This window comes from Pseudophaeobacter leonis (genome assembly GCF_002087335.1).
In the GTDB taxonomy this organism is placed as follows: domain Bacteria; phylum Pseudomonadota; class Alphaproteobacteria; order Rhodobacterales; family Rhodobacteraceae; genus Pseudophaeobacter; species Pseudophaeobacter leonis.
The window spans coordinates 29,669-50,796 of sequence record NZ_MWVJ01000096.1 but is presented as its reverse complement, the minus strand read 5'-3'; the positions used below and the strand labels follow the sequence as shown (position 1 = coordinate 50,796).

The following is a 21,128-nucleotide window of genomic DNA, read 5'->3' as shown; positions in this document are numbered from 1 at the left end:
TGTTGCAGCGACCCGTTGAAACCGCAGGACAAACCTGCCATTGGGCAGCACAGTTCCTTTAGCTGAGATCACCGCTTCGTTTGTTGGCGCAGTCGATCCAGTCAGAGGCGAAATCCACTAAAGATCGAAAATCGCATACCTTGCATTCGGCACCTCCGAATTTTCCGAAAGAAACAGCGCCGGCCTTTTCGAACGCCTCACCAATTGCCGGAAACAGTCGGTTCATATCATCTGCTACGTCGGGTGTTTCGATCCATGACCCGTTGGGGCCACCGTTCTTGAAGCGCCGCGTCTTGGTCCGCTTGTGTTGTGCAAAGGTCTCGGCTGTGTGAAGGGCTGAGCATCGGTTCCAGCCGACCCCGATCAGCAAGATCTTCATGGCATGGCGATCACGGAGCTTCCCAAGCGGCGTTTTCTCGCCCGTTGCCCACGCGAGGCTGTGTTCCTTGAGAAAGTCGTTTGCTTTCTTGCCATTGAGGCAGATCGATACAGCCGGGTGGTCGCTGCGTTGGGTTCCCGGCCAGGTTCTGAAAGTCTCCGCAATGACACCCATGCCAGACGTTGGGGATTTCGCTACATCGAAACCGGGAACCGCGTCTTCGATTTCGGCAATCTGGTCTTGGGTTAAGCGGGACGGATCAACGCCAGCAGGAAAGTAGGCGTCGGAAGAGAAACCGGGCATTCCTACAAGACCTGTTCCACCCACCGTTTTCAGAAGGCTTTCCACAACTGTTCGGGCACCGCCCACGGTAGCGCCTACGGCACTCATCGAGCCATGCACAAAAAGTCCGTCTCCCGCGTGAACGCCGAGCGAGATAAGATCATCGAGAAGGCTTGTCTGGGTATGAAGTACGGCAACCATACGCCTGACTATCACCATTTCTGCGGATGCAACATCCCTCAAAGTGGGCTCATAGTTGTCATTTGCTGCGCAGCTTTTGTGACCTTGATGTGCCCCCGCTTAACCGCGTAGCGGGGGCTGCCGGGTCTAGTATTCGTCTTCGCGCGGGCCGTTCTGCCATTCCTTTGCAAGGTTGCCAAAGCGGGTGAATTCCGCGGTGAAGGACAGCTCAACCGTGCCGATGGGGCCGTGACGCTGTTTGCCGACGATGACTTCGGCCTTGGCGTGCAGCCGCTCCATCGCGGTCTTCCACTCTTCCATCTTGTCCAGCTCGTGGTCGCCGGGTTTTTCGCGTTCCTTGTAGTATTCCTCGCGGAATACGAACATCACCACGTCGGCATCCTGTTCGATCGAGCCGGATTCGCGTAGATCCGACAGCTGTGGCCGTTTGTCATCGCGGTTTTCCACCTGACGCGACAGCTGTGACAGGGCGATCACCGGGATTTGCAGCTCTTTGGCAATCGCTTTCATCCCCATCGAGATCTCGGCGATTTCGTTGACCCGGTTTTCCGCCATGCCGCGACAGAGCTGCAGGTAGTCGATGATCAGCACGTCGAGCCCGTGGGTCCGCTTCAGGCGGCGAGCCCGGGCGGCCAGCTGCGAAATCGGCAGGGCAGGCGTGTCGTCGATGAACAGCGGGCAGCTTTCCAGATCCTTGGCGGCCTGCACAAAGCGGCGGAACTCGCCTTCGGTCATGTCACCCTGACGGATCTTGTGAGAACTGATTTCCGAGGCCTCGGCCAGAATCCGGCCCGCCAGCTGTTCGGCCGACATCTCGAGCGAGAAAAAGCCCACCACGCCGCCATCTATGGCGCCCTCGCTGCCGTCGGGTTTTGCGCCCTTTTTATAGGCCTTGGCGATGTTAAAGGCGATGTTGGTGGCAAGCGAGGTTTTGCCCATCGAGGGACGACCCGCGAGGATCAAGAGATCCGACGGGTGCAGGCCCCCCAACTGTTTGTCGAGATCGGCCAGCCCGTTTGACACGCCCGCCATGCCGCCGCCACGCTGATAGGCCTCATTGGTGACATTGACCGCTTCGGTGACCGCTTTCAGGAAGGATTTAAAACCGCTTTCGGTCTGGCCCTGCTCGGCCAGCTGATAGAGCGACTGCTCGGCTTCGACGATCTGTGCGTTGGGCTCGGACGCCACATCAACGCGGCGCGCCTTGTCGGCGATGCTGTGACCCAGGGCAATCAGCTCGCGCCGGATCGCCAGATCATAGATCATCTGCGCATAGACGCGCACCGCAAAAGCCGAGATGGAAGAGCCGGCCAGTTTGGCGAGATAGGCGGGGCCGCCCAGCTCTTTGAGGCCTTCATCCTCTTCCATAAACGCCTTGAGCGTCACCGGCGAGGCCAGCGCGTTCTTTGAAATCCGTGCCGCCGCGATCTCGTAGATGCGGGGGAGGACCGGGTCATAGAAATGGGTCGAATTGATGATCGAGGCAATCCGGTCATAGACATCGTTGTTTGTCAGGATCGCCCCCAGAAGCTGTTGTTCTGCCTCAACAGAATGGGGCAGCTCAACGGGGGCGGCTTCGGCTTTAGCCACCACCATTCCGGTGTTTCCCAAAGGTGCCAATGCCTGTCCGGTCGCGGCAGGCGCCGCATGGTCAGGCATGGGGTCTGCCATCTCGTCCGGCATTTCGCTGGAGATGTGATCAGGCATTTCGTCTGGCAGGGGCGCGCTGGGCGGGCCGCCATCATAGGGGGTGTCGTTCATTGCTGCTCTCTTCGCTTCAGGCGCCAGTGATAGGGCCTTTTTCCCGATTTGTGTATCGGGAAATCCTGTGAGTAACTCGCGATAAGCTGTGGGTAAGATACAGCCATGTACAAAATCCAGATTGTCAGAGGCCACAAAGGCCGCCCGTTTTGACGGGGCGGCCTTTGGTCAAACGCAACCAGACAGAGGTTTAGGCGGGTTTATTGGCGTCCTGCCAGGCGCGCGGGTCGCGCAGGAAGGTCTCGACCTCATCCAGGGTTGCCGCATCAAAGGCTTGTTGCGCCTTGGCTTCGGCCAGCACGTCCCACCAGGTGCACAGATAGTGCAGCTCAACGCCATGATCGCCCAGGCGTTTGGTGGTTTCGGGGAAGATGTCGTAGTAAAAGATCACCGCTGTGTGGCCACAAGCGGCGCCGGTCTCGCGGATGGCGTCGACAAAAGACAGTTTGGAGCCGCCATCTGTGGTCATGTCTTCCACCAGCAGCACCCGCTCGCCTTCGCTCATCACGCCCTCAATCCGGGCGTTGCGACCGTAGCCCTTGGGCTTTTTGCGCACATAGGTCATGGGCAGCGCCATGCGTTCTGCGACCAGGGCCGCAAAAGGAATGCCAGCTGTCTCGCCGCCTGCGATATTGTCAAAGGCTTCAAAGCCTGCATTGCGCATGACCGTGACCGTCATGAAATCCATCAGCGTTGCGCGGATGCGGGGATAGGAGATCAGCTTGCGGCAGTCGATATAGCTGGGGGAGGGCAGGCCAGAGGCCAGAATATAGGGCTCATCGGTGTTGAAATTCACCGCACCGATTTCCAGCAGCATCCGGGCCGAGAGGCGGGCGATTTCTTCGGCACTGGGATAGGAGGTTGGGATCATGGTGTCTCCTTTGAGGGTCTGGGCGAGAGTATGGGCGAGAGTATGGGACGCAGAGGCGCGGGCAGGAGCCTCCGGCGGAGGTATTTAAGGAAGGTGAAATCAGGCAACAGACCAGAACACCGGAAAGCCGGGGTCAAACACACTGACCGGGCCTTCGGCGCTGTCAATTTTGGCCGGAAATTCGGTGGCATGGGCTGATTTTACCAGGGTCATTTTGGTCTGATTTTCCGGCAGGCCATAAAAGGCAGGGCCGTTTTTGCTGGCAAAACTCTCCAGCTTGTCCAGGGCGCCGTCTTCTTCAAACACATGCGCGAGCAGGGCCATTGTATTGGGGGCGGTGAAACACCCGGCGCAGCCGCAGGCGCTTTCTTTGTTTGGATCTGTGTGGGGCGCAGTATCAGTGCCGAGGAAAAAACGAGCATCCCCCGAGGTCGCAGCTGCGCGCAGCGCCAGGCGGTGTTCTTCGCGTTTGGCCACCGGCAGGCAGTAGTAGTGCGGCTTGATCCCGCCGACCAGGATGTGGTTGCGGTTATGATCAGGCGATGCGTGGTGATGGTGGCGCCAAGATCGCGCGGATTTGCCTTCACATAGTCAACACCATCGCTGGTGGTGATATGTTCCATCACCACCTTCAGGCCGGGGGTGGCCGTGCGGATCGGATCCAGCACGCGATCAATAAAGACCGCCTCACGGTCAAAGATGTCGATGTCGGCGTCGGTGACCTCGCCGTGCACACAGAGCGGCAGGCCGATTTCTGCCATTTTCTCTAACACTGCGCGGACATTGTCAAAGTTGCTGACGCCGCTGCTGGAGTTGGTGGTGGCCCCGGCAGGGTAGAGTTTTACTGCCTTGATCAGACCTGAGGCATAGGCGGCGGCGACATCCTCCGGGTCGGTCTCTTCGGTGAGGTAGAGCGTCATCAGCGGGGTGAAATCCATGCCCGCTGGCAATGCTGCCAGAATGCGATCCCGGTAGGCTGCAGCCTGGGCGCCGGTTACCACCCGGGGCACCAGATTGGGCATGATGATGGCGCGGCCAAAATCACGGGCGGTTTCGGGCAGCACGGCTTCCAGCATTGCGCCATCGCGCAGGTGCAGATGCCAGTCATCGGGGCGGGTCAGGGTGAGCGTCTGGGTCATGCTGCCGCGTTATCACAGCTCATGCCAAAGGGAAAGAAGCTGGGGCCTGCGCCCGTGTATCCTAAGCGGATTTTTGACAGCGGATTTTAGGCAGCAGATTTTTTACTGTGGGGATCTGGCGTCTGCCTCTGCGCCCGCGGGGGAGATCGTGCGCTGGCGTTTGGAGATCAAAGCGTGGATGGCATTTGAAATTCGCCCTCGGCTGCGCGTTGTTCCAGATTCTGCAGGCGGCGGCGAAACCGCGGGGCACGCATACGGGACACCACGTTGCGGCACAGCAGTGTTTGCAGAAATGGCCGCTCCAGATGATCCAGTCGCGCCATCAGTGAGCGCAGATAAGAGGCATTGTCACGTCGAACACGGAACAGTTTCGCGAACGCGGTGTCGCTGAGCTGGCCATCGGCAGCCAGCTTCAGGGTCGGCAACAGGATCTTCATCTCGATCATGCGGGTCTGGATTTCGGCGCCCAGATTGGCAAGGCGCACTCTTGTAACGTTCTTGCGGCTAAAGAGGGCGGCATGCATGGCGTCCAGCTGCTCATAGGGGTCATAAAAGATATGCGCCTGTTTGGCCGCATCCAGCATATCCGGGGCATAGCCGTAGCGATCGCTAAAGGAGACGCGGCGCATCTCGGTAAAGCGGTCGTCCCATTCGGTCATGCGGGGATCCAACGTCGCCTGCGGCTGGATTGCAACAACTGCAGCGCCGGGCGCGGCGACGGAGAAGGCTGCTGCCGCATAGCCGCAAGGCCCGGCACCGTAAAAGATCACGCTGTCGAATTCGTCAAAGAAGCCATCGTCGATAAGCTGGTCGAAAAACCCAAAGACCCGCGCGTCGCGGAACCAGGTATCACCGCTCGACAGCACCCCCAGATGTGACCAGCCCTCACTCTTGACCATTTCAAAGCCAAGCGGCTGGGCAAGTTTTGACAGGTTGTGAATGCCTTGCACGGTCTCAAAGGTGACCAGCAGCGTGTTGCCCTGATCCAGAAAGGTCGCGCAGTGTTTCCGGCCAAGAGGTTGAAACATGCCCAGTTCTTCGGTGATGGCAGCAAGACGGCTTTCCCATTGGGCCGCTTTCAGACCGGACAGGTCCTCGTTCAAGATCTCGAGGTTCTCTTGCATCGCCTACATTCCTTACACAGACCGGCACAGCGGTCGATATGTCTAAGATTTAGCCTAAGAATGCGGCCAAATTAGGAAAAACTCTGGCCGCTTTAAAAAAACTGACCGCTTTACTGGCCGCCTCTGGCGCGCAGGCCATGCGCTTCGCATTTGCCCTCCGCATCTGCTCCCCTACAGGCAGTTTGTCTGTCAGACACAGCCCGCTATGGTGCCTTATTCTCTTTTGTGTCTGGGGGCTTAGCGGCCTCGGCCTCGGCTTTTTCGGCAGAACGTCCCAGGCTGGCAAAGGTGGACAGGGTCTGGGCGGTGACGGCATTGATCAGCCGCGATTGCGGCGTCATCAGCAAGCGGGAAAACAGGGCGCGAAAGGGTTCTTGCTGCATCAGCTCACGGAACGTCTGATGCCGCCAGGCGACGGATGTGTCGCGGAGCGCTTTCAGTTCTGCGTCCTGCAACAGCTCTTGTTCCAGCGCGGTGCGCGCCGCCTCGTACCGGTCGATCGAGCTGTCGGTGTCGGTATTGAAGTTGCGCTCAACCCAGTAATCCGTGCCCAGCATATGCTCTGAATGCACCGCCCGTCCGCGCGCGGCCTTCAGAATGTAGCTTTCCATGCAGCCCAGCGGATAATGGTTGAGCTGCGCCAGCCCATAGTTCGGGCGGCCATAGTTGGAAAACAGCCGCCGGGTTTTAAAGGCTGGGCCCAGCTCGCGCCCTTCGCAGTCAAACCAGCGAAACGCGTCAAGCCGATCCGCGTCCCTGGCATCGCGCGGTCGATGCACGCCGATTTTGCGATAGGTGCCGTTATTGCGGTACAGGGTTTTAAACATCGACGCGCGCCAAGGCCAGTGGATCACCTCGGGAGCGCAGCGGCGGAACCGTTTGGTCACGGGGTCGTCTTTGAACCGCAAAATATCTGCGTTGCCAAACAGCCGCCAGGTCAGGGTGATGGCATCGGCCTGAGGCAGGGCAGCGAGCAGGTCAGCGAGGGTGCCGTCACCGGTTTTGATATTGACGAACTCATCAACATCCAGCGCAAGGATCCAGTCTGCCTGCTGCACCAGCGGATGCTTATCCGCCAGTTTCAGCGCGGTGAACTGGATGCCGCCTTTGCCGTAGGGGCCCTCGTTGCGCAGATGGGTGATCTGTCCCAGCGCCTCTAGCCGGTCGAGAATGGCCACGGTACCATCCTGGCAATCATTTGAAAACACAAGAAAGTCGGTAAAGCCCACAGCCCGGTGATGCGCCAGCCATTCCAGCAGAAACGCGCCCTCGTTGCGCACCGTGAGGATGGCGAGAAAGCGCATCCGTTACCAGTCCGAGCGGAACACCGCGACCTTGCCATGTGACCAGCGTGGAAAGAACACCAGCCCTGCCGCATCCATGCAGCGAAAGATCTTTTGAATGCCGTCTTTGCCGATCCACTGCGGATGGGTCTCGATCACCACGGCGCGCAGGCTGGAAAGGTCCATCTTGGGGATCAGATCCACCTCGGCGCCCTCAATGTCGCAGATCAGCACGGTCGGGTGCAGCTCTTTGATCACCGCATTGACGTCGCGGGTTGGCACCTCGACCCTGGTGCACTCCTCGCTGTCTTCCATTGGGTCCAGGGACGACGCGAGAAAGTTTTTGCGGATGTAGAAGGGCGCGCTGCCGTCTTTATCATCCAGCACCGCATTGGTCACATGGGCGTTCTTCACTTTGTTCAGGGCATGCACCTGGGCGATATAGGGCATCAGTTGCGGGTTGGCCTCGAACGAGTGCACGGATTTTGCCGGCGTCTTTGTGGCCACAAGCGTTGACATGAATCCGATGCCGGCCCCCAGCTCCATCACCACATCCTGCGCCTTGATCAGCTTTTGCACGGCGGTGGCCTCTTTCGCCTCATAGGCCTCCTGGCGCAGCAGGGTGCGCACCCGTGGCGGCAGGATCGCGCGGTCCAGCGGGAAGCGCATGCCGCGGCATTTCAGGGACTTCTGGGGGGCGGTGGCCTCGGTCATGGCTTAGCTCTCTACATCAAGCGCCAGCGCATAGGCGACGCGTTCGGTTGCGGTCAACTTAAGGGTGAGAGTCTGTTGGTAAAGTTCTTCAAATTCATCCATGCCATGCAGCTCTTTAGCCTTGGCACGGTGCCAGTCCAACCCTTTTTGGTGCCAGCTGCGCAGGCTCAGATCCTGCAGCAGGCGGTCATATTCGGCCTGCAGCCTTGGCAGATTGCGCTGAATGGTGACATCGCGGTGGTCGTTCCAGTCCATGCGGATCCAGTAGTTTATCCCGATAGAGCGGTCCACATGCAGCGCGCGGCCGCGCTGACGTTTCACCAAATAGCTCTCGGCCGAGCGCAGGGCGTAATGGTTGAGCTGGATCAGATCATAGCCAATGGATTTGCGTGAGTTGCGCCAGCCATTGTCGGCGGCCTCACGTGTCATATCCTTGCCCGAGCCATTGACCCATTTGACAGTGTCGCGCAGGTGCTCTTGCAGCTTGTTGGGGCGGTGACGCTAATCTTTTGATAGGCGCCGGAGTTTTTGAACATGGTCTTAAAGCCCCAGACCGTATGCGGTTTTGGGCAATGTTTTGGCGCGCAGGCCTCAAACTGTGTGGTGACAAATTCGTCCTTTAGCGTGCGGACGTCATTCGAGCCAAACATTCGCCAGGGCATGGCGACATTGCTGGCATCGGGGACGCGTTCAAAAAAGTCCTGCAGCGTACCATTGCCGCAGCGCACGTTGATGAACTCATCCACATCGATATGGATAATCCAGTCGGCATTGCGGATCAGCGGCTCTTTCAGCGCCTGGTTCAGGGCGTGCTGCTGCGGTGAGTTGCCCTTCCAGTTGTCGTTATTGCGGTGCTGCGCGATACCAAGTTCCTGCAGACGGTCCAAAATCTCGCTGGTGCCATCCTCGCAGCCATTGGTGTAGATCAGGAAATTGTCCACCCCCATGGCGCGGTGATAGGCGACCCATTCCAGAATATAGGGTGCTTCATTCTTCATGCAGCCCACGATGACATTGCCGCTGCTTTTGCCGGTCAATTTACGCGGTGCTATCTCGGTATAGGGCGGCTGCAACAGCTCCTCGCCCTTTAGCCCAAGATTGTTGTGCGGCTTAAAGGCAGACCCCTGCAGCATCTCAAAGTTTTCCAGCGCCAGCGGCGTCAGCACGGCAAGGGCAGCAGCACTTGGCGTCTCTTTCGTGAGCCCCTGCATGTCAGCGCCCTTGGTCTGCATCTCGTCCTTGGTGGCTTTGTTGATCCGGCTCATGAAGGTCAGCAGATACTGCGAGGCGCGAAAGCCGCGCTGGGTCTCGGCTTCCTGCCAGGGGGCTACCTCTGGTGAGGTTTCTGGCAAGATATCCGGCAAAGGGTCGGGACGCGTGCCAAATCCAGCCGCAGCCAGAGCGGGGTGGCGGGTAGCAAGGGCCTGATTGGCACTGGCAAAATACTGTGAAATCGCGCTCAGCTCAGCGGGGTCAATCGGGGCGCCCGCAAGCGCAATTTCATTTATGAAGCTGCGCCACAGCTGCCGCGGCAGGATTTTGCTGCGCTGGGCCAGCAGGTGCAACAAGAGGCTATTCAGCTGGCGACTACGCGCGAGCCAGGCCGCGGAGGGCTGGCGCGGCAGTTTTTCCAGCGGGCTGTGGCCGATTTGTGACGAGAGGCCAAAGGCCGCACAGATCTCATTTGGGGCGTCAGCGCTGTAAAACGCGGTCTCGTCATAGGGGCGAAAGGTGAAACGCCCTGCGCCAAAGACGCCCTCCCAGTGCTGTTGCAACGCATGGTAGTCGAGCCAGAACGGCGCGGTCTGCGTTTCCTCAAACTGGCCGGCCTGCGGGTCCACTGGTGGCAGGGTCTGCAGGGCTGCCTGCCACCAGTTGTCGCTTTGCGTCAAAGACAGCTCCTGTGTAAGCGGCCGGTCGCGGCCCTCAAGGATCTGGGCGCCATAGTGGCGGGCAAGGGCGCGCGCTGGTGCGTCAATATGGGCGACAATCTCGATGTCATCCGACAGCGGCGCAAGCAGGGCGTGCAGGCGCTCAAGCTCGCTTTTGCGGTGCAGTTTGGTGCCCAGCTGCGCGGCTGAAAGGATCAGAGTGTCGGGCTGGATCTGGTCGATCTCACGGCGCAGATCCTGGCTTAGCTTCTGTCGTAGGCGGGCTTGCTTTTCCGCGGTGATAAAACCCCGGTTGTAGCGCAGCGGGTCAATGTGGTCGGGGTCTGTCACCGCCATGAACAGGCGGGTGTGATTGCCGCCGCCCGGCGCGCGCGGGAACAAAATGCCTTTGGCGCGCAGCTGATCACGCTTGTCCGCCATGATCTTTTGCAGCCGTTCAGCGCCGACGTGCTCCAGCCCGATATGTAGAAAGATCCGCATCAGTCGTTATGTGCTTTCCGGTTTACATTGGCCTTGCCCCACCAGGGCAGGGCGCGACCAAGGTGGCTGCTGATTTTGGTCTGCGCCTCCGGGTCGGCCACATTGATCTCCAGATAGCTGGGATCATCGCGGAACCAGTGTTTCAGCGCTTCATAATGGCCATCAATCCAGATCATTTGCTGCTCAGCGGTTTTACCATAGCCGATCGGCAGACCCGGCACCGTGCTGCCCGGCAGCCGGGTGGTGCCCAGATTGTTCCAGGCCATGATGGATTTTGAATGACTTTCGGCATCGCGCCGGGTGGCGATAAAGCGCAGCTCTGGATAGAGATCTTTCAGTACTTTTAGCAGGGCAAAATCGAACTGCGGCCAGACCGAAAATTTGCCATGGATAAAGCTGATCTCCGAGACCGCATCATAGTCACGCATATAGGCCATGGGGTCGCCCTGCTCATAGAGCCCCTTATACAGCATCGAGCCGACAAAGACGCGGCGCTTGCCGGGCTTGTCTTCTTCGCGCTCTTTCAGCCGGTGGTCGGCCACGGTGTAGCCGGCCTGTGACAGGGCCTTGTTCAGGGTGGTGGTGCCCGATTTGGGCAGGCCAAGATTGATGACTTTTAAAACCATGCGCCCAGTCTCACTCTGACAGGGCGGGCAAAAGGCCCAGCTCTTGCAGCAGGGCCTCTTCCTGCGGCGGCAGGGTTGAGGTGGCCAGGAGCTGGCGGCGCATCTCCTGATAGCTGGCCTGTGCCATCAGCGAGTCACGTTTTTCGCGGTGCAGCCGGACGCATCTCGCGTGCAATTCGGCGATTTCAGGGTCTGATTTCAGCGCGTCCAACGCCCTGTTTAAATCGGGCAGGTAGCGCGCGATCGAGCGGTCCTCATAGGCCGGGTCATTGCGCTCGCGCCAGTAGCTGTCGTCAAAGGCGCGGTGCTCGCGGTTCACATCCCCTCGGTCGTTTTTGACCAGATAGCTGTCGAGCGAGCGCAGCGCATAGTGGTTGAGCGTGGCCAGATCACGGCTGCCTTTGGCGGGGAATTTGCGAATGCGCCGGGGATTGTCGGCCACCAAAAATTTATGCGGCACATCCCGCCCCGAGCCATCGCTCCAGCGCGGGAATTTGCGCGGATCAAGGTTTTTCCTGAAAAAGGGCCGATGCGCGCCATAGTATTTCAGCGGAAAATCCTTGCGCACCAAGGTTTTGACCTCGATTGCGGTTTCGGCGCACCAGATGTCAGGATTGTGAGAGTGACTGAATTGCCCGATCACCGGTTGGTCGACAAAATCTTCAACGCCATTATTGGCAAAGAACTGAAAGCTGAGCGAGATCGCCTTTGGGTCTTTGCAGGCGGCAATGAGCGCCGGGATGGTGTGATCGCCAGTATGGATGTTGAGAAACTCATCCACATCCGCCACCCAGATCCAGTCGGCCTGCTGCACCACCGGCTGGTGGGCGGCGTCTTTCAGTGCTTCCATCTGGTAGTTGCGCCCCTGCGCCGGATTGGGCAGGTGCACCAGCAGATCCCGCGCCGCCAGCGCGTCCAGTAGTTCAGCCGTGCCATCGGTGCAGTCATTTGAATAGAATAGGAAATCAGTGACGCCAATCAAACGGTTATAGGCGATCCATTCCAGCAGGAAGGGGCCTTCGTTCTTGACGCAGGTTACTGCGGTGATGCGCATGTCGCATCCCCTCTCAATATGCTCAATCTCCGGCAATTTCTGCCAGCTGCATCGGGTTGTGGGGTCATAGACCTGTCTGCCTCTATAGCGCCGCTTTGTCGGGTGCTCATTCTTGTTGCTGGCAGTTTTACATTGCCGCGCCTTTGCGTCAATCTTTGGCCGCTGCAGCGGCAATGGCGTGGCCAGAGTGCAGCCAGAGTGCTGCCAGAGTACTGCCTGGGTGCTGTCTGGTTGTTGCCTGCGTGTTGCCTTTGCGCTGTCCCGGAGGACGCAACGGCAGGCCGCAGCATCTTGACCCGAGGTCTGGCGCATGGCCTTCTAGGTGCGAAGTGGGCGCTGCAAGAGCGCGCAAAAGCGGAAAGGTCAAAGATGATGCAGGCGCAAGGATGATCGAGGCACAGTCGATTGATCAGGTCCAGAAGATGCTGACAGACCAGGGCTATGTGTGCGGCCGGGCTCTGGCCACGGTGGTGTTTCTCTCCCTGAAACTGGGCCGCCCTCTGTTTCTGGAAGGCGAGGCCGGGGTTGGCAAAACCGAAATCGCCAAGGCGCTGGCGGCGGCCTTTGGGCGCCGTCTGATCCGGTTGCAGTGCTACGAGGGGCTTGATGCCTCCTCTGCGGTTTATGAATGGAATTTTGCCGCTCAGATGGTGGCCATTCGCACCGCCGAGGCGGCGGGTGGGGCGGATCGCGGCACTTTGCAGGCGGAGATGTTCTCGGATGCGTTTCTGATTGAGCGCCCGCTGCTGGAGGCTATGCGCCCGGATGAAAACGGCCCTCCCGTGTTGTTGATCGATGAGCTGGACCGTACCGACGAGCCATTTGAGGCTTTCCTGCTCGAGGCCCTGTCGGATTTTCAGGTGACCATTCCAGAGCTTGGCACCATCAAAGCCCCGGAACCACCCATCGTCGTGCTCACCTCCAACCGCACCCGCGAGGTGCATGATGCGCTGAAACGGCGCTGCCTGTATCATTGGGTCGACTACCCTGATTTCGCCCGCGAGGTCGAGATCCTGAAGGCGCGCGCGCCTGCGACCTCAGAGAAGCTCAGCCGCGAGGTGGTGGCTTTTGTGCAGGAATTGCGCACCGAGGATCTGTTCAAAAAACCGGGGGTTGCCGAGACCATTGACTGGGCCAATTGTCTGCTGGCGCTGGACGTGATTGATCTGTCGCCCGAAGTGATCGCTGACACATTGGGTGCGATCCTGAAATATCAGGATGATATTTCCCAGCTGCAATGCTCTGAAGTCCAAGCGCATCCTGGACAAGGCCCGTGCCCGCCTGGACGAGGTCTGAATGGTCGAGCTGCCCGCGCTGAGCCTGCCGGATGATCCGAAACTGGCGCAAAACATCACCCATTTCGCCCGGGCCCTGCGCAAGGCCGGGCTGCCCATCGGGCCGGGCCGGGTGATCGACGCGGTTGAGGCGGTGGCGGCTGCGGGGTTTACCTCGCGGCAGGATTTCTACTGGACGCTGCACGCCTGTTTTTCTCCAAACCCGAGCACCGCGTGGTCTTTGCCCAGATCTTTCGGCTTTACTGGCGCGATCCGCGATTTTTAGAACGCATGATGGCGGCGCTGCTGCCGGCCATTAAGGGCGTGCAAGAGGAACATGCCGCCAAGCCGGGGGAAAAACGCGCGGCTGAAGCCCTGCTGGAGGGGGCCAACCATGAGGTGGATCCGCCTGAGAGCAATGAGGAAGAGGGCACCGAGATCGAGGTGGATGCAACACTGACCATCTCTTCCGAAGAGCGGCTGCGCGCGCTGGATTTTGAACAGATGAGCACCGATGAGGTGGCGCGCGCCAAGCGCATTTTGGCGCAAATCAAACTGCCGGTGCAGCCTTTGCAGTCGCGCCGCCTGATGGCAGCAAGCCGGGGCGACAGGGCAGACTGGCGCCGGACCCTTCTGAACGCAGCCCGCCGGGGCGGCGATATTCAGGGCCTTGCCCGCGCCAAGAGACGGACCCGCTGGCCCAATCTGGTGGTGATTTGTGATATTTCCGGCTCGATGAGCCAGTACAGTCGTATTGTGCTGCATTTCCTGCACGCCGTCGCCAATGCCAAAGGCGCCGGTTGGGCAAAGGTGCATGGGTTCACTTTTGGTACCCGGCTGACAAATATCACCCGCCATCTGGCAACACGGGATGTTGATGCCGCTCTGGCTGCCGCCGGTGCCGAGGCGCAGGACTGGGAAGGCGGCACCCGCATTGGTGCCTGTCTGCATGATTTCAATCGCGACTGGTCACGCCGGGTCATGGGGCAGGGGGCTGTGGTCTTGCTGATCACAGACGGGCTCGACCGGGACGACCCGGCGGCGCTGGCGCATGAAATGCAACGTCTGCAGTTGTCAGCGCGGCGGCTGGTCTGGCTGAACCCCTTGCTGCGCTGGGAGGGCTTTGCTGCCAAGGCGCAGGGCATTCGCGCCATGTTGCCCTATGTGGACAGCTTTCGCGCCGGCCACTCCATTGCCTCGCTTGAAGACCTAGCCGAGGTGATCTCACGTCCTGCTGACAGCGGTGAGAAGGCCCGGCTATTGCGCGGGCTGTAGCGGCATCGCCTTTTTTGATGACTGTCAGTTGTTGGATTTAGTTGATCTCAATCAAGTCATAGCCACGACACCTCTGTTATATGTCACTTATTGAATGTGATGGAGGGCTGGAAAATGCCGATGAACTGGAAAGCTGGAGGGCTCTTGCTTGGGCTGGTGTTCTTCCTGGCGGTACTCTTGGTAAAGCCGATCGGGGTCTCGACGCAATTTGTGATCCTGGACGGCATCCTTGGCGATGTTGTGAGCAGTGAGCTGGTGACGCAGACGGATGAGGGCTATACCTCGACCAATGCCTATCTTGCTAAATCTAATGGGAAATATGCCAAATCCGTGGCCAATCCGCTCAACTACAGTTTTGTATTTGTGCTGGCCATGGCGCTCGGCGGCTTTGTGTCGGTGCGCCTGCGCGGAGGTCTCGACAGGGCTGAGCGCAGCATGCCAGCCCTGTGGCGGGCCAATTTCGGCGACGGGCAGGTCAAACGCTATGGCGTCGACTTTTTGGGGGGTTTATCGTGCTGTATGGCGCGCGCCTTGCGGGGGGCTGCACCTCCGGCATATGATGTCGGGTATGATGCAGACTGCCTTGTCGGGCTATATCTTTGCGGCTGGCGCCTTTGCTGCGGCCATTCCCGTGTCCCTGATACTGTTCAAAAAGGAGGCCTGAGCCATGATGACGATTGTACTTGCTGTGGTGATTGGCATGGCATTTGGCGCCGTTCTTGACCGGGTTGGGGCCTCGAACCCCAACTATATCGGTAAAATGCTCAACCTGACAAACCTGAACCTGGCCAAAACCATCCTGTTGGCGATCGGAACCGGATCGGTACTGATGTTTGGCGGGCAGATGCTTGGTCTGGTGGATGTTGGTCATATGTCGGTGAAAGCGGCCTATGCTGGCGTCTTTATTGGCGGGCTGATGCTGGGGGCCGGCTGGGCTCTGGCGGGGTTTTGCCCTGGGACCGGCGTTGTTGCCGCCGCCTCTGGTCGCAAGGACGCGCTGTTTTTTTTCGCGGGCGGTCTGCTGGGCGCTGCTGCCTATATGGTGACCTACCCTGCCTGGAAGGCCAGCGGGCTTTTGGACAGTGTCGCCGGAGGCAAGGTGACTTTGGGCGCGGTGCCGGGCGCGGGCTATGAGGGGCTTGTGGCCTTTCCCGGCGATATCCTGGGCATACTGCTTGGGGTTGCCTTTATTGTGGTGGCTTTTGCGCTGCCAGAGCGGATCCTTGGCGCCGGGTCTGAGGCGCAGGTGGCACTTTAGGCCAGTGCCTATAGCCCGGCGTTCGTGCATCTGCGCTCACAGCCCGGCATAAAACTCTGGCGTTCCTGTCTGGCGGCACCCGCATCTTTTGGTGCAGGTGCCGCTTGTTTTTCCCGCCGCACGGTTTTGCATCTTGAAACCCGGCTGGGTGGCGCGCAAGCTTGCGTCCAAAGCAGGCGATCTCACGCCTGACCGGAGGACGCATGACCCAGACCCTAGGCGACAACAGCCTTTCACCCGCACCCGCCAGTGCGGCGCAGACTGCATTGCCCAGTGCGGCGCAGACTGCATTGCAATGGCATCAGGCCGGGCTAGGCGCTGTTTTGGCGACCGTGGTGCAAACCTGGGGCTCTGCGCCACGTCGCGTTGGCGCGCAGCTGGTGGTCAGTGGCGATGGCCGCCTTGTGGGGTCTGTTTCGGGCGGCTGCGTCGAGGGCGCCGTGGTCATGGAGGCGCAAGAGGCGCTGGCAGAGGGCAAGCCCCGGGTGCTGGAATTTGGCGTCAGCGATGGCGATGCCTTTGCGGTTGGGCTGGCCTGTGGCGGCACCATCCGTATTCTGGTGGAGCCTGTCGGCAGCGCCATGCCCCTGTCTTTGCTGGAGGATTTGGTGGCAGCGCAGCAGGCGCGCGTGCCACTGGCCTATGAGGTGAGCCTGACCGGAGGGAGCGGCAGGCTGGTGCGCGAGGGCTATCCGGACCGGATGCGGCTGGACCGCTCTGGCGTTGAGGAGGACGGCGACACCTTTGTGGCAGTGCACAACCCTCCTTTGCGGCTGGTGGTGGTGGGTGCGGTGCATATCGCGCAGGCGCTGGTGCCCATGGCCGAGATCGCAGGCTATGATCCGGTGATCATTGATCCCCGCGCCGCATTTGCATCAGTCGAACGCTTTCCCGGTGTGACCCTGCTGGATGACTGGCCCGATGAGGCTGTCGCAGGCCTGGGGCTGGACACGCGCACAGCCCTGGTGCTTTTGACCCACGACCCAAAGCTGGACGACCCGGCGCTTGAGGCGGCGCTGCGCAAGAATTGCTTTTACATCGGCGCGCTGGGCTCAAAGCGGACCCATGCCAAGCGGGTTGAGCGGATGCTGGCGGCGGGCTTCAGCCAGGCAGAGATTTCCCAGATTCACGGCCCCGTCGGGCTGGATATCGGCGCTGCAGGCCCCTCTGAGATCGCAATTGCCATTCTGGCAGAGATGACAGCGGTTTTGCGCGGGAAGGCTGCATGAAGTTTGGTTTGGTTCCGGTCCTTGCGGCTGAGGGCGCCATTCTGGCCCATTCGATGCAGGCCCGACGCTCCGGCTCTGAGGCGCAAAACACCTATCGTATTGCCAAGGGAACCTGGCTGACGCCGGCGCAGCTGACGGATCTGGCGGCCGAAGGCCACCAGCAGATCACCGTGGCACGCCTTGAGGCGGGCGATCTGCATGAGGACGCAGCGGCACTGCAGCTGGCGCGCGCGATTGTGCCGGATGAGGCCGGGCAGGGCCTGCGGATTTCCGGCGCCGGCGCCGGGCGGGTCAATCTCTATGCGCTGGGCGCGGGACTGGTTACACTGGATCGCGCAGCCCTTGAGGCGCTGAATGCGGTGGATCCCATGATCACCATTGCCACCGTAGCGGATAATCATCGGGTGGATGCCGATGGGATGATCGCGACCATCAAGATCATTGCCTATGGCGTGCCAGCCGAGGCCCTGGCGCGCGCGGCCTCCGGTGTTGCCGGGGCCCTGCGCGTTTTGCCGCCGGTGTTTGCCACCGCCAGTCTTATCGAGACGCGGGTTTCTGCGGCAACGCCCCCGGACAAGGGGCGGCGCGCCATGGCCGGGCGGCTTCATCGCATGGGGATGCAGTTGAGCGACCGCGTTGTGGGGCGGCACCGCGAAGCAGAACTCGCGGCGGCCTTAGAGGGGGGCCCGGGAGAGGTTTTGCTGATCCTGACCGGGTCAGCCACCTCTGACCCTTGTGATGTGGCCCCTCAGGCGCTGCGCCAGGCCGGTGGTCATGTGACGCGATTTTGCATGCCGGTGGATCCCGGCAATCTGCTGTTTCTGGGAGAGCTTCACGGCAAGCCGGTGGTGGGCCTGCCGGGTTGTGCCCGCTCCCCGGCGTTGAATGGCGCCGATTGGGTGCTCGAGCGGCTGCTCTGCGGTCGCACCGTGACAAGCGAAGACATTGCGGCCATGGGGATTGGCGGCTTGCTCAAGGAAATTCCAACCCGCCCGATGCCACCGCGCCCGCAATAGGCCCGCAAGTGGCCCGTAAAAGGTCAGGTCCTGTTTTCTTGCGACCCCGTCAGGGGGAATTCAGGACATAAGAGGGGCTTAGACTTTAGTCGCAGGCGTTCAGGGCGAATTCAGGGCGCGGGCAGGTGGCATGCAGTGGCCACTGAGAGGGCAGAATTTTGCCAAGTCGTAAAAATGTTTGTAACGGAGCGTTTCTAGGGGTTCGCGACAGCGCAATCCCGTGCTTAACTTCCCTCAGCCAATAAAAAGTAGCAAATGGGAGGAATTCATGACCAAGGTCACAATGACCGTGAACGGCAAGACCGCGAGCGGTGAGGCGGAGGGCCGTACGCTGCTCTCGTCATTCCTGCGCGAAGAGCTTGAACTCACCGGGACACATGTGGGCTGCGATACCAGCCAGTGCGGTGCCTGTGTTGTGCATGTCAACGGCGTTGCCGTGAAATCCTGCACCATGCTGGCCGTCGAGGCCGAAGGTGCTGAGGTTGCAACCATCGAGGGCCAGGCCTCTGCGGATGGAACCCTCACACGGTGCAGCAGGCGTTTCAGGACCATCACGGTTTGCAGTGCGGCTTTTGCACGCCAGGCATGGTGATGTCAGCGACAGCTTTGCTGAAAGACAACCCCAAGCCAAGCGAGCAAGAGATCCGCGAGTATCTCGAAGGCAATATCTGCCGCTGCACCGGCTACCATAATATCGTCAAGTCAATCTTGGCGGCGTCCGGTCAGGACGTCTCGGCTATCGCGGCCGAATAAGGCGCGTCTCCTGGGCCGCCGCAGGGAGGCGCGGCCCATGTAGAAATCAAAAAGCAAAGATCAAACTGCATAACCAAGAGGTGCGCCCAAATCCGCACCCTCCAGGGAGGAGATTTGAAATATGCCAAAAGATAGTGGCCCAATTGAAAGTGGCATCGGCGCCAGCCCGAAACGGCGCGAGGACGTACGTTTCCTGTCAGGAAACGGTAATTACACCGATGATATCAATCTGCGCGGACAGGCCTATGTGCATTTCCTGCGCTCGGATATGGCCCATGGCAGGCTCAGTTCCGTCGACACCACAGCAGCATCCGCCATGCCCGGCGTGGTCCGGATTTTCACCGGCGCCGATTTTGAAGGCGTAGGTGGCATCCCCTGTGGCTGGCAGATTACCGACAAACACGGCGAAGTCATGCAGGAGCCGGCCCATCCGGTTCTGGCGCAGGGCAAGGTGCGCTATGTTGGCGATGCCATCGCGGCAGTTGTTGCGGACACGCCGGAACAGGCGCGCGATGCGGCCGAGGCGATTGAGCTGGATATTGAAGAGCTGCCAGCCGTCATCGATATGAAAGAGGCCGTCAAAGAGGGCGCAACCAAGGTCCATGACGATCTGACGTCAAACCTTTTCATCGACTGGGGATTTGTTGAGGAAAACAAACCCGCTGTCGAAGAGGCCTTTGCCAATGCGGCGCATGTGACCACGCTGGAACTGGTGAACAACCGTCTCATCGCCAACCCGATGGAGCCACGTGTGGCCGTTGGCGATTTTAACCGCTCCACCGGTGACAGCACGCTTTATACCACCTCGCAGAACCCGCATGTGATCCGGCTTTTGATGGGGGCCTTTGTGCTGGGTATCCCAGAGCACAAGCTGCGCGTGATTGCCCCCGATGTGGGTGGCGGTTTTGGCACCAAGATCTTTCACTACGCGGAAGAAGCCTTTTGTACCTTTGCAGCCAAGGCGCTGAACCGGGCGGTGAAATGGACCTCCAGCCGTTCCGAGGCCTTTATCACCGATGCCCATGGTCGTGACCATGTCTCGACCATTCAGCTGGCGCTGGATGCGGGTAACAACTTTACCGCGCTGCGCACCGATACCTATGCCAATATGGGGGCGTATCTTTCGACCTTTGCGCCTTCGGTTCCGACCTGGCTGCATGGCACATTGATGGCGGGGAATTACAAAACACCGCTGATCTATGTGAACGTCAAAGCGGTCTTTACCAACACCGTACCGGTGGATGCCTATCGTGGTGCCGGACGCCCCGAGGCCACCTATCAGCTGGAGCGCGTCGTGGACAAAGCCGCGCGAGAGCTGGGTGTTGATCCGATTGCGCTGCGGCGGCAGAATTTTATCACCGAATTCCCCTATGCCACGCCCGTGGCGGTGGAATATGACACTGGTGATTACAACGCCACCATGGACAAGCTGGAAGAGATTGCGGATCTCAAGGGCTTTGCTGCCCGTCGCGCGGCCAGCGAGGCCAAAGGCAAGGTGCGTGGTCTCGGTGTGAACTGCTATATCGAGGCCCGCGGCATTGCTCCCAGTAACCTCGTGGGGCAGCTGGGCGCGCGTGCGGGCCTTTATGAAAGCGCCACTGTGCGGGTCAATGCCACCGGTGGTCTGGTGGTGATGACGGGCTCTCACAGCCATGGTCAGGGCCATGAGACCTCGTTTCCGCAGGTGATCGCAGATATGATCGGCATCGACGAGAGCATGGTTGAGATCGTGCATGGTGACACGGCCAACACCCCAATGGGTATGGGCACCTATGGCTCACGGTCGCTGGCGGTTGGGGGCCCTGCCATGGTGCGTGCGACCGAGAAAATCATCGCCAAGGCCAAGAAGATCGCAGCCCACCTGATGGAGGCCGCCGAGGCTGATATCGAGCTGAAGGATGGCGCCTTCAGTGTTGCGGGCACGGATAAATCCGTGGCCTGGGGAGATGTAACTCTCGCCGCCTATGTGCCGCACAACTACCCGCTTGAGGATATCGAGCCGGGCCTGGAAGAAACCGCGTTCTATGATCCGGCCAACGTTACCTATCCTTCGGGCGCCTATGCCTGCGAGGTGGAACTGGACCCGGACATTGCCAAGGTCAGCATTGAGCGGTTTGCCGCAGCAGATGACTTTGGCAATGTGGTGAACCCGATGATCGTTGATGGTCAGGTGCATGGTGGCATTGGCCAGGGCATTGGTCAGGCGCTGCTTGAGGCGGCCGTCTATAACGAGGAGGGGCAGCTTCTGTCGGCCTCGTATATGGACTACGCCATGCCGCGGGCCGATGATGTGCCGTTCTATGACGTGGATCATTCTTGTCAGACGCCCTGCACCCACAACCCCCTGGGGGTAAAGGGCTGCGGTGAGGCAGGTGCAATTGGCTCACCGCCTGCGGTGGTCAATGCGGTTGTTGATGCCCTGCGCTCCATGGGCAAGGACATCACCCATGTGGACATGCCTCTGAGCCCGTCGCGCGTCTGGTCGGCGATGAATGAATAACTTGGCCTGGGGGCAAC

At 59.9% G+C, this 21,128-nt stretch carries 15 protein-coding genes and 4 pseudogenes; 8 read left to right on the top strand and 11 right to left on the bottom strand.

From position 1 onward, the window contains the following. Positions 1 to 58: 58 nt before the first annotated feature. From B4968_RS18425 to B4968_RS18380, 11 genes and pseudogenes are all read right to left on the bottom strand, one after another. Positions 59 to 862, bottom strand: a complete 804-nt coding sequence (locus B4968_RS18425) for an AAC(3) family N-acetyltransferase (protein WP_161492610.1) — start codon at positions 860 to 862, stop codon at positions 59 to 61. A gap of 126 nt (positions 863 to 988) precedes the next feature. Beyond that, the gene (locus B4968_RS18420) at positions 989 to 2,569 is read right to left on the bottom strand and encodes a replicative DNA helicase (RefSeq protein WP_490362854.1); all 1,581 of its coding nucleotides are present in this window, start codon (positions 2,567 to 2,569) and stop codon (positions 989 to 991) included. A gap of 244 nt (positions 2,570 to 2,813) precedes the next feature. Next, a complete protein-coding gene (locus B4968_RS18415; protein WP_083100804.1) occupies positions 2,814 to 3,494 on the bottom strand; it encodes an orotate phosphoribosyltransferase in 681 nt (226 codons plus the stop codon). 99 nt (positions 3,495 to 3,593) lie between these two features. Beyond that, positions 3,594 to 4,633: pseudogene (gene pyrC / locus B4968_RS18410) on the bottom strand (dihydroorotase). A gap of 167 nt (positions 4,634 to 4,800) precedes the next feature. After that, positions 4,801 to 5,757, bottom strand: a complete 957-nt coding sequence (locus B4968_RS18405) for a phosphoadenosine phosphosulfate reductase (protein ID WP_083100803.1) — start codon at positions 5,755 to 5,757, stop codon at positions 4,801 to 4,803. A gap of 203 nt (positions 5,758 to 5,960) precedes the next feature. Then, positions 5,961 to 7,061, bottom strand: coding sequence for a glycosyltransferase family 2 protein (locus B4968_RS18400; RefSeq protein WP_083100802.1), 1,101 nt, complete (start codon positions 7,059 to 7,061; stop codon positions 5,961 to 5,963). A 3-nt stretch (positions 7,062 to 7,064) separates the two neighbouring features. Then, positions 7,065 to 7,754 carry an FkbM family methyltransferase gene (locus tag B4968_RS18395; protein WP_083100801.1) on the bottom strand — a complete coding sequence of 230 codons (690 nt, stop codon included), beginning with the start codon at positions 7,752 to 7,754 and terminating at the stop codon, positions 7,065 to 7,067. 3 nt (positions 7,755 to 7,757) lie between these two features. Next, positions 7,758 to 8,183: a hypothetical protein gene (locus B4968_RS25920; protein WP_338153315.1), complete on the bottom strand. Its 426-nt coding sequence runs from the start codon at positions 8,181 to 8,183 to the stop codon at positions 7,758 to 7,760. Further along, on the bottom strand, positions 8,180 to 10,126 hold the full coding sequence (locus B4968_RS18390; RefSeq protein WP_338153314.1) for a glycosyltransferase family 2 protein: 1,947 nt from the start codon (positions 10,124 to 10,126) through the stop codon (positions 8,180 to 8,182). Before B4968_RS18390 ends, B4968_RS25920 begins: the two co-directional genes overlap by 4 nt. Further along, the gene (locus B4968_RS18385) at positions 10,126 to 10,752 is read right to left on the bottom strand and encodes a sulfotransferase (RefSeq protein ID WP_083100800.1); all 627 of its coding nucleotides are present in this window, start codon (positions 10,750 to 10,752) and stop codon (positions 10,126 to 10,128) included. The genes B4968_RS18390 and B4968_RS18385 overlap by 1 nt, the downstream gene beginning before the upstream one ends. 10 nt (positions 10,753 to 10,762) lie before the next feature. Beyond that, on the bottom strand, positions 10,763 to 11,806 hold the full coding sequence (locus B4968_RS18380; protein ID WP_083100812.1) for a glycosyltransferase family 2 protein: 1,044 nt from the start codon (positions 11,804 to 11,806) through the stop codon (positions 10,763 to 10,765). A 386-nt stretch (positions 11,807 to 12,192) separates the two neighbouring features. Here B4968_RS18380 and B4968_RS18375 point away from each other — a divergent pair. The 8 genes and pseudogenes from B4968_RS18375 to B4968_RS18340 all read left to right on the top strand — a co-directional run bounded on the left by B4968_RS18375 (position 12,193) and on the right by B4968_RS18340 (position 21,111). Continuing rightward, positions 12,193 to 13,102: pseudogene (locus B4968_RS18375) on the top strand (AAA family ATPase). Further along, positions 13,103 to 14,355 (top strand): annotated as a pseudogene (locus B4968_RS18370) (vWA domain-containing protein). Between the two features lie 120 nt (positions 14,356 to 14,475). Further along, positions 14,476 to 15,078 (top strand): hypothetical protein, encoded by a 603-nt coding sequence (locus B4968_RS24770; RefSeq protein ID WP_241525838.1) that lies wholly within the window; start codon positions 14,476 to 14,478, stop codon positions 15,076 to 15,078. Next, positions 15,023 to 15,613, top strand: a complete 591-nt coding sequence (locus tag B4968_RS18360; protein ID WP_083100799.1) for a DUF6691 family protein — start codon at positions 15,023 to 15,025, stop codon at positions 15,611 to 15,613. The genes B4968_RS24770 and B4968_RS18360 overlap by 56 nt, the downstream gene beginning before the upstream one ends. A gap of 203 nt (positions 15,614 to 15,816) precedes the next feature. Continuing rightward, positions 15,817 to 16,842 (top strand): XdhC family protein, encoded by a 1,026-nt coding sequence (locus tag B4968_RS18355; protein ID WP_083100811.1) that lies wholly within the window; start codon positions 15,817 to 15,819, stop codon positions 16,840 to 16,842. After that, positions 16,839 to 17,858 carry a molybdopterin-binding protein gene (locus tag B4968_RS18350; RefSeq protein ID WP_083100798.1) on the top strand — a complete coding sequence of 340 codons (1,020 nt, stop codon included), beginning with the start codon at positions 16,839 to 16,841 and terminating at the stop codon, positions 17,856 to 17,858. The genes B4968_RS18355 and B4968_RS18350 overlap by 4 nt, the downstream gene beginning before the upstream one ends. Positions 17,859 to 18,126: 268 nt before the next feature. After that, positions 18,127 to 18,611: pseudogene (locus B4968_RS18345) on the top strand ((2Fe-2S)-binding protein). 121 nt (positions 18,612 to 18,732) lie between these two features. Further along, positions 18,733 to 21,111 (top strand): xanthine dehydrogenase family protein molybdopterin-binding subunit, encoded by a 2,379-nt coding sequence (locus B4968_RS18340; RefSeq protein ID WP_083100797.1) that lies wholly within the window; start codon positions 18,733 to 18,735, stop codon positions 21,109 to 21,111. Positions 21,112 to 21,128 lie beyond the last annotated feature (17 nt).